The organism is Pseudomonas sp. EL_65y_Pfl2_R95, from assembly GCF_963971045.1.
Taxonomy (GTDB): Bacteria; Pseudomonadota; Gammaproteobacteria; order Pseudomonadales; family Pseudomonadaceae; genus Aquipseudomonas.
This window is the reverse complement of sequence record NZ_CAXAOV010000001.1, coordinates 407,247-420,215: the sequence shown is the minus strand read 5'-3', so window position 1 is coordinate 420,215 and position 12,969 is coordinate 407,247. Positions and strand designations below refer to the sequence as shown.

General features: G+C 56.1%; 10 protein-coding genes. 3 read left to right on the top strand and 7 right to left on the bottom strand.

The window, feature by feature from the left end; all coding sequences use genetic code 11:
* Positions 1 to 18: 18 nt before the first annotated feature.
* From AACY09_RS01965 to AACY09_RS01955, 3 genes are all read left to right on the top strand, one after another.
* Positions 19 to 1,389 (top strand): DUF1329 domain-containing protein, encoded by a 1,371-nt coding sequence (locus AACY09_RS01965; RefSeq protein WP_339485746.1) that lies wholly within the window; start codon positions 19 to 21, stop codon positions 1,387 to 1,389.
* A 207-nt stretch (positions 1,390 to 1,596) separates the two neighbouring features.
* Positions 1,597 to 2,685: a WD40/YVTN/BNR-like repeat-containing protein gene (locus AACY09_RS01960; protein WP_445323757.1), complete on the top strand. Its 1,089-nt coding sequence runs from the start codon at positions 1,597 to 1,599 to the stop codon at positions 2,683 to 2,685.
* Positions 2,686 to 2,703: 18 nt separating this feature from the next.
* The gene (locus tag AACY09_RS01955) at positions 2,704 to 5,064 is read left to right on the top strand and encodes an efflux RND transporter permease subunit (RefSeq protein WP_339485745.1); all 2,361 of its coding nucleotides are present in this window, start codon (positions 2,704 to 2,706) and stop codon (positions 5,062 to 5,064) included.
* 250 nt (positions 5,065 to 5,314) lie between these two features.
* Here AACY09_RS01955 and AACY09_RS01950 read toward each other — a convergent pair whose 3' ends face one another.
* The 7 genes from AACY09_RS01950 to AACY09_RS01920 all read right to left on the bottom strand — a co-directional run bounded on the left by AACY09_RS01950 (position 5,315) and on the right by AACY09_RS01920 (position 12,866).
* Positions 5,315 to 5,848, bottom strand: coding sequence for a DUF2780 domain-containing protein (locus tag AACY09_RS01950; protein ID WP_339485744.1), 534 nt, complete (start codon positions 5,846 to 5,848; stop codon positions 5,315 to 5,317).
* A gap of 119 nt (positions 5,849 to 5,967) precedes the next feature.
* Complete coding sequence (locus tag AACY09_RS01945) at positions 5,968 to 7,611, bottom strand: BatD family protein (RefSeq protein WP_339485743.1); 1,644 nt, start codon at positions 7,609 to 7,611, stop codon at positions 5,968 to 5,970.
* On the bottom strand, positions 7,608 to 9,425 hold the full coding sequence (locus tag AACY09_RS01940; RefSeq protein ID WP_339485742.1) for a VWA domain-containing protein: 1,818 nt from the start codon (positions 9,423 to 9,425) through the stop codon (positions 7,608 to 7,610). The genes AACY09_RS01945 and AACY09_RS01940 overlap by 4 nt, the downstream gene beginning before the upstream one ends.
* Complete coding sequence (locus AACY09_RS01935) at positions 9,422 to 10,450, bottom strand: vWA domain-containing protein (protein ID WP_339485741.1); 1,029 nt, start codon at positions 10,448 to 10,450, stop codon at positions 9,422 to 9,424. Before AACY09_RS01935 ends, AACY09_RS01940 begins: the two co-directional genes overlap by 4 nt.
* Positions 10,443 to 10,937 (bottom strand): DUF4381 domain-containing protein, encoded by a 495-nt coding sequence (locus AACY09_RS01930; RefSeq protein ID WP_339485740.1) that lies wholly within the window; start codon positions 10,935 to 10,937, stop codon positions 10,443 to 10,445. The genes AACY09_RS01935 and AACY09_RS01930 overlap by 8 nt, the downstream gene beginning before the upstream one ends.
* On the bottom strand, positions 10,934 to 11,875 hold the full coding sequence (locus tag AACY09_RS01925) for a DUF58 domain-containing protein (protein ID WP_339485739.1): 942 nt from the start codon (positions 11,873 to 11,875) through the stop codon (positions 10,934 to 10,936). The genes AACY09_RS01930 and AACY09_RS01925 overlap by 4 nt, the downstream gene beginning before the upstream one ends.
* A gap of 4 nt (positions 11,876 to 11,879) precedes the next feature.
* Positions 11,880 to 12,866 (bottom strand): AAA family ATPase, encoded by a 987-nt coding sequence (locus AACY09_RS01920; RefSeq protein WP_339485738.1) that lies wholly within the window; start codon positions 12,864 to 12,866, stop codon positions 11,880 to 11,882.
* Between the last annotated feature and the right edge of the window lie 103 nt (positions 12,867 to 12,969).

Sequence of the window (12,969 nt, the reverse complement as noted above, 5' to 3'; positions counted from 1 at the left end):
TTACCATGGAGAGATATGATGCTGAAGAAGCACACATTGATCGGTGCAGCCATTGCACTGGTGCTGTTCACCGGTAGCACATTGGCAGCCGTTTCCGCTGAGGATGCTGCCAAGCTGGGCACCACGCTGACCCCATTCGGCGCTGAAAAAGCGGGCAACGCTGCGGGAACAATTCCCGCCTGGACCGGTGGTATCACCAAGGCACCGGCCGACTATAAAACCCCGGGCCAACACCACCCAGATCCATTTGCAGCCGACAAGCCGCTGTTTACTATTACCAAGGCTAATCTGGATCAGTACAAAGCCAACCTGACCCCGGGTCAGATAGCCCTGTTTAACGCCTACCCCGATACCTACCAGATGCCGGTTTACCAGACACGGCGCTCGGGCTCTGCGCCGCAGTGGGTGTATGACAACACACGCAAGAATGCGACCACGGCCAAGCTGCTCGATGGTGGCAACGGTTTCTCTGATGCCTTTGGCGGTATCCCGTTTCCAATTCCGCAAAATGGAGTTGAGGCGCTGTGGAACCACATCGCCCGCTATCGCGGCACCTACATCGTGCGTCGTGCTTCGGAAGTTGCAGTGCAGCGCAACGGTAGCTACTCACTGGTGACTTCGCAGCAAGAGGCGCTATTCAAGTACTACGACCCTAAAGGCTCGTTCGCGGACCTGAACAACATCATGTTCTATTACCTGTCATTCACCAAAAGCCCTGCGCGTTTGGCGGGTGGTGCGGTACTGGTTCACGAAACTCTCGATCAGGTTAAGGAACAGCGTCAAGCATGGGGTTACAACGCCGGTCAGCGCCGTGTGCGCCGGGCGCCAAACCTGGCGTATGACACGCCAATCGCTGCGGCTGATGGTTTGCGTACCGCCGATGACACCGATATGTTCAACGGTGCCCCTGATCGCTACGAGTGGAAGTTGCTGGGTAAAAAGGAAATCTATATTCCTTACAACAACTACAAAATCACCAGCCCAGAGGTGAAATACGATGACCTGCTCAAAGTAGGCCACCTCAACCCGGTATACACACGCAACGAGTTGCACCGTGTCTGGGTTGTCGAAGGCACGCTCAAGAGCAGCGCGCGACACATCTACTCCAAGCGTACCTTGTACCTTGATGAAGACAGCTGGCAAGCCGCTGTGGTTGATCAATACGACGGTCGCGGCGAGTTGTGGCGCGTATCGATTGCTTACCTGAAAAACTTCTACGAGCTGCCAACTACCTGGTCGGCACTGGATGTATTCCACGACCTGCAGGCGCGTCGTTACTACGTGCAGAACCTGGACAACGAAGAGTCGAGCACGATCGACTTCAGTCAGCCAATTCCAGACGACGGTTATTTCAAGCCAGCCGCCTTGCGCCGTCGCGGCACGCGTTGATAATGCTGTAGTGAAACGCAAAAGCCGCTACCTTGTAGCGGCTTTTGTCTATTGGCGAAACGAATGAAGCGTCAATCACGCGGGTTTGCTTTAACAAAACATAACGTCATGCTGATTGTCAGCGCCTGCTAAAGCTAAGTAGCATAGGCCAACTGCTATAGGTCACTGCTATAGGCAGGAACTATAAAAATAAAAGGGGGAAGGTTTATGAGTGAGCCCGTCATGCGGCGCACCTTGTCCGGTGGTTTTGCGAGGTCTAGTCGCACACCGGTGTCGCGCATTAATTCGCCGCTGGGCAAAGCGCTCTCGCTGTGCAGTCTGCTATCTGTCCTAGCCTTGGCGATTGCGCCACTGACTGTCCAAGCTGTTGAGCCCGCCAGCCTCTCTTCAATTGAATCACCTCGGGCAAAAAGCTCGCTGTTGCTCGATATCACCGTAGCCGGTAAGCGGCTGGTTACTGTCGGCGACCGCGGCCACATTCTTTATTCCGATGACAAGGGTTCAACCTGGACGCAGGCCAAAGTGCCTACGCGCCAGCTGCTCACGGCTGTTTATTTTGTCGATGACAAGCATGGCTGGGCTGTGGGCCACGATGCGCAAATCCTGGCAACCACCGACGGCGGACAGACCTGGGTTAAGCAATTCGACGACCTGACACGCGAAGCACCCTTGCTGGATATCTGGTTTAAGGACGCGCAAACAGGCTTTGCAGTTGGTGCCTATGGCGCCTTGTTGAGCACCACCGATGGTGGCGCTCACTGGGAAGACGTTAGCGACAGAATGGACAACGAGGATGGTTATCACCTCAACGCAATCATTGCGGTTAAAGACTCTGGCTTGTTTGTAGTGGGTGAGCAGGGCGCGATGTTCCGTTCGCTCGACTGGGGGCAGACCTGGGAGACGCTCGAAAGCCCGTATGATGGCTCGTTGTTCGGCGCTGTGGCGACTAAAGAGCCCGCGACGCTGCTGGTTTACGGGCTGCGCGGTCACTTATTCCGCTCCGCTGATTTTGGCGCCACTTGGCAACAAATCGAGATCAACACCCCCAACAACGGCCCTTTGGAGTTCGGTTTGGCTGACGGCGAGTTATTGGCCGACGGTTCGATTGTAGTGGTTGGACACGGCGGAACAGTGCTGAAAAGTACCGATGATGGCCGCAGTTTTAGTCTGGTAAATCGCGCTGACCGGGTTTCATTGAGCAGCGCAGCAACTACGGATAACGGCAAGCTGATTCTGGTCGGGCAGGGCGGTGTTCACGTCGCTTCGCCAACAGGCGCCGATCTGGGCCAACAATAATAAGCCGGGAGTGTTTGCATGAGTAAGCATCAACAAAAACCTGCGTCTTTTCTCGAGCGGTTAATTTTTAATAATCGCCCAGCCGTTATCGTGCTGTGCGTTTTGATCAGTGCCTTTTTGTTTTACCAGGCTGCGCAGGTTCGTCCGCAAACCAGCTTTGAGAAAATGATTCCACTGGGTCACCCTTATATCCAGAAGATGCTTGAGCATCGCAATGATCTTGCCAACCTCGGCAACACCGTGCGTATCTCGGTTGAAGCAGTTGATGGCGACATCTTCAGCAAAGAATATATGGAGACACTGCGCCAGATTAACGATGAGGTGTTCTACATCTCGGGCGTTGATCGTTCTGGTCTCAAGTCGCTGTGGAGTCCAAGCGTTCGCTGGACCGAAGTGACGGAGCAGGGCTTTAGCGGCGGTGAAGTGATTCCGCAAACCTACGACGGCTCGCCCGCCAGTCTCGAAGACTTGCGCGATAACGTGCTTAAGTCCGGGCAGATTGGTCGTCTGGTCGGGAATAACTTCAAGTCCAGCATCATTGATGTTCCGTTGCTGGAGTCGTACCCAGACCCGCAAGATCAAGGCAAACAACTGCCGCTGGATTACCAGAAGTTCTCCCACGAACTGGAAGAAAAGATTCGCGACAAGTACCAGGCGCAAAACCCCAATGTGAAAATTCACATTATTGGTTTCGCCAAGAAAGTCGGCGATTTGATTGATGGCTTGCTGGGTGTAGCCCTGTTCTTCGCGGTCGCGATCGGCATCACCTTCGTCTTGCTGCTGTGGTTCACCCGTTGCTTTAAAAGCGCTTTGGCTGTGGTCTGTACCACGCTGATCGCGGTGATCTGGCAACTTGGCTTGCTGAAAACCCTGGGTTTTGGGCTCGATCCCTACTCAATGCTGGTGCCGTTCTTGGTGTTCGCCATCGGTATTTCCCACGGCGTGCAGAAGATCAACGGCATTGCCATTGCTTCGGGTGAGGCAACTGATTCGCTGTCCGCTGCGCGTATGGCATTCCGTCAGTTGTTTATTCCGGGCCTGGTCGCGCTGTTGTCTGACGCCGTCGGTTTTGTCACCTTGCTGCTGATTGATATTGGAGTTATCCGCGAGTTGGCCATCGGCGCATCCATGGGTGTGGCGGTGATCATTCTGACGAATCTGATCCTGCTGCCAGTGATGATCTCGTATATCGGTATCAGCAAGAAGGCCGTGCAGATCAGCCGCGAGGATGCGGTGCGTGATCATCCGTTCTGGCGCTTGGTCTCCAACTTCGCTCATCCAGTGGTTGCACCTATTTCAGTGGTAGTTGCCATAGTTGCTCTGGCGGGTGGTGTTTGGTACGGCCAGAACCTGAAGATTGGTGACCTTGACCAAGGCGCGCCTGAGCTGCGACCTGACTCACGCTATAACCTGGATAACGACTTTGTCATCCGCAATTACTCAACCAGCTCCGATGTTCTGGTGATTATGGTCAAGACAGCGCCCGAAGGCTGTTCGACCTATCAGACGCTTTCGGCGATGGATCAGTTGTCCTGGACCATGGAGAACACTCCGGGCGTGCAGTCGGCCATTTCCATGGTCACTGTCTCGCGTCAGGTGATCAAGGGTATGAACGAAGGGAGCCTCAAGTGGGAAACCCTGTCACGTAACCAGGACGTGCTGAATAACTCGATCGCCCGCGCCGATGGCCTGTACAACGCCGACTGCTCTGTGGCGCCGTTGTTGGTGTTCCTCAATGACCACAAGGCCGAAACCCTCAATCGTGTGGTGGGTGTAGCTGAAGGCTTCATCAAGGACAACAACAAGGATGGCCTCGAGTTTATCCTGGCGGCGGGTAACGCTGGCATTGAAGCGGCAACCAACGAGGTGATTGATCAATCCGAAACCACCATGCTGCTGGCGGTTTATGCAGCCGTTGGCTTGATGTGCCTGATCACTTTCCGCTCGCTTGCTGCGACGCTGTGCGTGATGCTGCCACTGGTACTGACTTCGGTGTTGGGTAACGCCTTGATGGCCTATATGGGCATTGGGGTCAAAGTGGCTACCTTGCCGGTAATCGCCTTGGGCGTGGGTATTGGTGTGGACTATGGTATCTATATTTACAGTCGATTGGAGACATACCTGCGTCAAGGGTTGTCACTGCAGGAGGCGTACTTCGAGACGCTGAAGTCGACGGGTAAAGCCGTGCTGTTCACTGGCGTGTGTCTGGCCATTGGTGTCGCGACCTGGATCTTCTCGGCGATCAAGTTCCAGGCGGATATGGGGTTGATGCTGACCTTTATGTTCCTCTGGAATATGTTCGGCGCGATTTGGTTGCTGCCCGCTTTGGCTCGCTTCCTGATCAATCCAGAGAAGCTGCGCAACAAGGCGAACGCCTAACGCTTAACGCACGCTGGCGAATACCCAGCGTTGCAAGCACAAAAAACGCGACCCTAGGGTCGCGTTTTTTTATTGTTGTTGCGTACAGATTGGTTGCCAATCAATAGCCCGCGTAGGGTGTGTCAACGCGAAGCTTGGCCACCAGGGTGGTGCAGATTTGGAGGGTTGTGCTGGCGAAAATGGTGGCTGAATAAAGCGTCAACCACAAAAGCGTCGACTACAGAAGCGTCACCCCCCAGAGAAAAAGACGCTATACGCCCCAAAGGCTGGTCAGCGAACTCATCAATGGCTGGCTGAGGCCTTGCTTGCCCAGGTAGTCGAGCAGGGTTGGCGCGAACTTGTTGAGGGTTTCTGCGTTCATGCCCAGGTTGCTGAAGGCATTGGTGACATCACCCATGTCCTTGGTGTTGTTCAACAGCGAACTGATGCTGGTCGAGTCCGAGCCTGAACCTTTGCCCAATAAGGTGCTGGCCTGGTCGAGCAGGGCGCTGTTCTGGGTCAGTTGTTCAAGGCCCGGAACCGACTTGGTCAGCTCCGAATACTGGCTCGGGTCCAGATTGTTTTTTGCCAGGCCGAGCAGGGCAGCAGTACCACCAGTGGCTTGCGGCTGAGTGACTCCAAGCTGGCTGGACAGAGCGCTGAGCATTTGTCCGGTCTCGCCAGTGGCTTGAGAGTTTCCGGCGGCGCCAGAAACGCTGTTAACCGCATCGCCAAAGTTGAAGGCGAACGCTGGAGCGGCCGCAAGCGTCAGGCTAAGCAGTAATAACTTGGAAGGTTTCAACATGGGGATCGTTCCTCTAATGATTGACATGCCATGGTTTGGACTGCAGGCAGGCCAAGGTATCTATTGCTACGAGTAGACTCGCTTAGCCCTTGCAGGTTCCTCGCGGAAGAAGGGCTATTTCAGCGTGGATAAAGTGCAGGTAAGGCAGTGTTTTCTGCGTTTATTGCCACCTCGTCCGGTGCCAGAGCGGGTAAGGAGCGTACCGCTTGCCACAGGGCTTCGCCTTGCCATTGTTGGGCCGTCTCGCTGTAGAGTGCGCCATTGAGGTTATGCAGCTCCGCAGAAAGTGGCTCATAACGGGCGGCCATGTCGGCCAGGGTTTCCGGCTGCTGGCGCGCCCAGGCATCGAGCGCGGCGCGGCTGGCTTGGGTGTCATTGGCGTTGCAGGCGCGCTTGATGTCATCGAGCAAGGTGCGCGGGCTTGGCCCATTTGGGCTAACCCGTGTGATTGCAGGTTGGCGGCGTGCATGCCACCACAACGCCCAGCCAATAAATGTGGTCAGGCTCAGTAGAAAGCAAGCCAGTTGCCAAGGCCAAACAGGCTGCCCGGTTGTCGCCGAAGCCGGCAAAGCCGCTTCCGGCACAGGGTCGACGCTGATCTCGCTATTGGCCGCAATATCCAAAGTGCGTGCTGGCACGCTGGTGCGTTCGAGTTGGTCTTTTTCGGTGTTCCACCACACCACTTCAACCGGCGGCAGCTCAACCTTGCCCGTCTGCTTGGCGACTAAGGCTTCGCGCTCCTCGCGGCTGCCTATAACGCCATGATCGTTGGTTTCGTTACTCAGTTGTGGTTGATCGGGGTAGCGCTTCAACCCCGCGGACTGCGTTTGTGGCAGCGCGGGGAGCTGTGCGCTGGATAAACCTTCGGCTTTAACCAGCAAGGTACGGGTCAGGGAGTCACCGACTTTGGCCTTTTCTGGTTCAGGTGACCAAGACTCTGCCAGGCTCAATGCGCTGGCCGGCAACCAAGGCGCATCGCTGGGGTAACTGGCTGGTTTGGCTTTGACCGTGAGGGGGATAACCGATGACTTAACCCGTGCGACCTTGCCCGGGCGCGGCCCAAACGGATTGAACTCATTCGGATTGGACTGGCCAACCGTGGTCGCAGAAAAGGTCTGTGCCGGAATATTCAGGGTACCGCTTTTTTGCGGGAAAATAGCGTAGCGCAGTTCAATCACACCGTGACGCACACCATTGATTTGCTTCTCGTAGGTGCGCGGCTTACCCAGTTGTTCAACCCGGGCATCGGGGATGTCCAGCGCCGTTAAGCTGCTGTCATCGTAGAGCGAGACGGAGTGGTAGATACGCAGGGTGAGTATGGCCTGAGCTTGTACATAGACACTGTCTTTATCAAGGCTGGCGTCGATAAATACCGGTGCCATTTTACCCTTTTGGGTGGTCGCAGAGGCCTCCTGTACGTGCAGGGTGATTGGTTCGGTGGTTTTATCATCAAGGGTAATGGGCGGGATAACCACATAGCCGCTGTGTTTTGGTGAAATGGTCACAATCCAGCGGGTGGTGGCATGGGATGCGCCATCAATACTGGTCAGGCGGTTAACCTGACGCGTGCCGTACACATCAAATAACTCGTTAAGCGGGCTCAGATCGGGCTTGCCAAACAATGTGGTGTCATCTGACTCCAGCGACAGCTCAACCATTTCTCCGCTATCAATCTGGCTGCGATCTACGCTAGCCGTAAAGCTCTCGGCCTGGGCATTAAAAGCCAGCAGGCAGAGGAGAAAAGTGCAAAACAGGCGTTTCATCGTTTAGTTTCCTGACGCTGTTGCTGTTCGTACCAAAATTTGCGGCGCAGTAATTCACCGGGGTCATCGGGGATCTGTCGCAACCATTGTTCCATCGCTTGGCGGCGCTCGGCATCCATTGGGCTGCTAGCTTCGTCAGTTGCTTTGCCTTGAGCCTGTTTGTCGGATGCTGGGTCAGCGCTTTTTGCCGCGGATGAGTCCTGCTTTTCCTGCTTGCCGGCTTTTTCGGACTTGGCTTTGTCAGCCGCTTGTTGCTTGGCTTTATCGGCTTCAGCGTCCTTGGGTTTTGAGTTTTGTTGCGTCGAATCCTTGGCTTGCTGACTGGAATCTTGTTGCTGGCCAGGCTGTTGGTTCTGGTTCTGGTTCTGGTTCTGGTTCTGTTGATTTTGCTTCTGGTCTTGATTCTGATCTTGGTTTTCTGGGTTATCTTGCTGCTGCTGTTTTTGCTCGAGCATTTGTTCGATCAGCGCTTTGTTTTTCGCTGCCTGGGGCATCTCAGGTTGCAACTCAAGGGCCTGATTGTAGGCTTCGACCGCTGCTTCTAATTCATTACTGCGGGCCAGCGCATTGCCACGGTTGTAATGCGCAGCAGCGGTGTCGCTGGTGGCAAAACGCTCGGCAGCCGCGGGGTAATTGCCTGCCTGATAAAGCGCTTGAGCCTGCCATTGCGGATCAGTGAAGTGCTTTGCCGCCTCTTCTGGCTGTTTCTGTTGCAGCAGTTGCTGGCCTTGTTGGTCTGGGCGCAGCCATAGATCATCAAATGAAAACGCATAGCTCGGCTGGGGTATGAACATCAGCAACAAGGGCAGGCACATTAGCCAGCCACGGCGTCCGGCAAAAGCGGCGAGCAGCAGCAGGGGTAACAGCAGCCAGTGACCTTGGTCGGCCCAGACCTGTAAGCGCGTATGCTGGCCGTTGTCACGCATCTGCTCAGGATCGTCAAGCAAGCCAAGGCGATCAATGTCTTTATCACTGATGCTGCTCAGTTGGTAGCTGGCACCGACTTTATGGGCAAATTGACTGAGGCCTTGAGTGTCTAGGCGCGGTATCTGAATAGCCCCTTGAGCGTCTTTGAGAAAGCTACCGTCTTCCTGAGTGATCGGCGCACCTTGGCGGGTACCAACGCCGAGGATGTTCAAGTGGCTGTTGGAGCCGCGCAGGGCGCTGCTGATGCCGTCCTGTTCCTGGCTGCTTAAACCACTGGTAATCAGCAATAGCCGGCCGTGGCCCTGACCGCCTTGCTTGAGCAAGTCGAGGGCTTTGCCTACCGCCAAGTCGGCGCGGTGACCTGGCTCAGGCATGATCGATGGTTTGAGGGCCTCAAGCAGGTTGCGCGAAGTGGCCAGATCGTCCGACAGTGGCACCACAGTGTGCGCGCTGCCAGCATAAACCACGATAGCGGTCTGCGCGTCGCGGCGCGCTTCGAGCAGGTCGATAATTTTGCGCTTGGCGTGTTCAAGCCGATCGGGTGATAGGTCGGCGGCGAGCATCTGCGGCGACAGCTCCAGCATGACCACCAGCGGGTCAGCCGGTTTCAGGGTGTTCTGTTCAACCTGCTGCCAACTCGGGGCGACCAGCGCAATCAAGGCTAATAACCACGCGCATGCGAGTAGCACCCATGGCAACCTGCTGCGACGGCCATCGCCGCCACTGAGTAATGCGGCATGGAAAGCGGGTGGCAGGATTTTTTGCCAGCTACCGGCGCGTTTCTCTCGGTTCCAAAGGAGCCAGAGCAATGCGCATAGCAAGGGGGCCAGTAACAACCAGTAGGGCCTTAGCCAGTGGGGCCAACCCTGCTGCAGTAGCTCCATCATAGTGGCCTCCGCCCTAGACTCTGTAGCACGCGAGTGCTGCTTTGCCGTAGTTGTGGCCAGACCTCGCGAAGCACCAGCAGCAGACTAATCAGCATCGCCAAACCCAGGGGCCAGACATACAGTGCTTTGGCTGGGCGAGCCAAGGTAGGCTTCTGTTCCACGGGCTCCAGCTTGTCGAGGGTGGCCTCGATGCTTTGCAATTCATCCGCGTCGCGGGCGCGGAAATACTCACCCCCTGTCAGCTCGGCAATGTGTTGCAGGGTCGGCTCATCCAGGTCCAGTCCGGGGTTGAAGCCCAGCATGCTCAAGACGCCACTCTGTGGGTCAGCGCCAATGCCGATGGGGTAAATGGTCACGCCTTCCTCGGCGGCGAGTCGCGCCGCCTGCACAGGTTCAATTTCTCCGCCGGTGTTGGCGCCGTCGGTAACTAGAACCAATACACGGCTATTGGCTGGACGTTCGCGCAGGCGTTTTACTGCCAGGCCAATGGCATCACCGATGGCGGTGTTTTTACCGGCAATGCCGATGACCGCTTCATCAAGCCAGGTGTGTACGGTATGCCGATCAAAGGTTAAGGGTGCTTGCAAATAGGCTTGGCTGCCGAACAGGATCAAGCCGACGCGATCGCCCACACGACCGTCGATAAACTCACCCATCAAATGTTTGACCAGTGTCAGGCGGCTTACATCATTGCCGTCCATCTGCATGTCGGCGTACTCCATGGAACCGGAGATATCCACGGCGACCAGCAGATCGCGGCCACTGGCGGGTAATGGCAGAGGCTCACCAACCCATTCCGGGCGCGCCGCAGCGCTCAGCAGGCAAATCCATAACAGGGCGAAGGGCGCTTGTTGGCGCCATTTAGACAAGTTAGCCCGCGCCTTGCGGCCGCTAAGGCCTTCAAGTTCGCTCAGGTAACTGATGTTCAGCGCTGCTTCACCGCTGTCTGCAGCTGGTAAAAGTGCGCGCAGTACCCATGGCAGAGGTGCCAGCAGGAAAATCCAGGCCCAGGTGAACTCAAACATGCTTACGAATCCAGATATCAACGGCGTTGCTAAGGCCTTCAATAGCTTTGTCGTCGAGTAAGCAGTTGGGCTTGTAGTTGCCCTCGACCAGAATCATCCAGCGGGTTAAACCGGCAGCCGGGCAGCGGTTATCGAGAAACGCCAGCCACTCACGTCCACTGAGTACATGGCTGTTGCTGTCAGGGTAGCGGTGGCGACACAGGCGCTTGAGCAAGGCATTGAGTTGCTGTAGCCAAGGCCCTGCAGGTACGCCGTAATAGGGTTTTTGCAGATGAGCGAGCTCAGCTAGCGCTGCGGCACGGGCAGGGTCCAAGGATGCATCTGTGCCGGTTTTTTTGACTTTAGGCACCCGTCGTTTATATGCCCGTATCGCCCAGACAACGGCTGCCAGAACGAGCAGTAACAGCAGCCACCAGCCCGGTGCAGGCGGCCACCAGCTAATGGCTGGTGGTGCAATCAAGGGTTCGAGTTGATCCAGCGGATTCATGACTGCTTCCTGCCGCGCTGGCCGTGAAGATGGTCGCGGAGTTGGTCAATCATTTCGCGCTCGGTATTAAGGGGCAGTAAAGGCACGCCCAGTTTCTGTGAAAGCCGCAGCCAGCGTGCAGTCCGGGATTCACTTTGCGTCTGGTAAGCCTTGCGCATTTCGGCATTATGACTATCGAGCTCTAACTGGGCTCCGCGTTGGGCGAAGCGCAAGCGGCCGGCGTCTGGCAACTGTTGATCCAGAGGGTCAGAGATCGGCAGCAAGAGAATTTCGCAGTGGCGGGCGAGCAGGCTGAGTTGCTGTTCGCTGGCGTCATTCAAGGTGCGCTCGTCGCAAATCACCACGACCAGACTGCCCGGGCGCAGGACTTCACGGGCGCGGCGCAAGGCCAGGCCAAAGGCATCACGATTGCTTTGTATATCACCGGGCAACGCTTGATTGGCTCGGGCCAGACGACTGAGTAATTGCAGCAGGCTTTGTTTGCTGCGCCGCGGTTTGATTTCATGATGCTCGTTGTTACCAAACACCAGACCGCCAACTCGGTCGTTGTGGCCCAGCGCTGCCCAGCCGATCAAGCTGGCCACCTGTGCGGCCAGTACTGATTTGAAGATGAGTTTGGAGCTGAAAAACAAGCGCTGGCTTTGTTCGACCAGAATGTAGATTGGCCGCTCGCGCTCTTCATGGAACATTTTGGTGTGTGGTTCTTGGGTGCGAGCCGTCACCCGCCAGTCAATGGTGCGCACATCATCACCGGCCTGATAAACCCGAACCTGATCGAAATCGACACCGCGCCCACGCAGTTTTGAGTGGTGCAAGCCAATCAGCGGGCTGCGCCTGGAGGCCGACGAGAACAGCTGCACTTCATGCACACGGTGGCGTATTTCGATCAATTCGGCGAGGTCAACGCGAATGCCAGGTTGGCTGGAGAGTTCGTGCATGGGGTCAGGCGACTGCCACTACATCGAGAATGCGCTGGATCACGCGATCCTGATCAATGCCACTCGCTTCGGCCTCAAACGACAAAATGATGCGGTGGCGCAATACATCAAACAGCACTGCTTGCACATCCTCTGGGCTGACAAAGTCGCGACCGGCAAGCCAGGCGTGCGCACGGGCGCAGCGATCAAGCGAGATGGTGCCGCGCGGACTGGCGCCGTAAGCAATCCATTCGGCCAGCTCTGCGTCGAATTTGCCCGGTGTGCGTGAAGCCATTACCAACTGCACCAGGTATTCCTCTACCGCCTCAGCCATATACAGGCCGAGAATTTCAGTACGGGCGGCAAAGATCGCCTGCTGGCTGACGCGGTGCTCAGGCTTGGCCTCACCGTTCAGGGCTTCGCCGCGGGCCTGCTGGAGAATCTTGCGTTCAACGGCGGCATCTGGAAAACCAATTTTCACGTGCATCAAAAAGCGATCGAGCTGAGCTTCAGGCAGCGGGTATGTGCCTTCTTGCTCGATCGGATTCTGCGTCGCCATCACCAGGAACAGCGGTGACAGGTCATAGGTGCTGCGGCCAACGCTTACCTGGCGCTCAGCCATTGCTTCAAGCAATGCTGACTGGACCTTGGCAGGCGCCCGGTTGATTTCGTCTGCCAATACCAGGTTGTGGAAAATCGGTCCTTGCTGAAAGACAAAGCTGCCAGTTTCGGGGCGATAGATTTCGGTGCCGGTGATATCAGCAGGGAGTAGGTCCGGGGTGAATTGAATACGATGGAATTCAGCTTCGATGCCTTCAGCCAGCTCTTTGATGGCTTTGGTCTTGGCCAGGCCCGGCGCGCCCTCAACCAGCATGTGGCCATCGGCGAGGAGTGCGATCAGTAGCCGCTCGACAAGTTTTTCCTGGCCGAGGATCTGGCTTGAAAGGAAGTGTCGCAGTTCATTCAGTGCAGCCCGGTGATTCGGGCCATTCGAGGTTTCTGAGTTTTCCAAAATACCAATCCTGTACCAATTAAGGTGTTAAAGCTGAGGTGTTACAGCTTGCTCAACCCACTACACGTAAAACGTTTTGGTATGAATCATGACCCTTTGCATG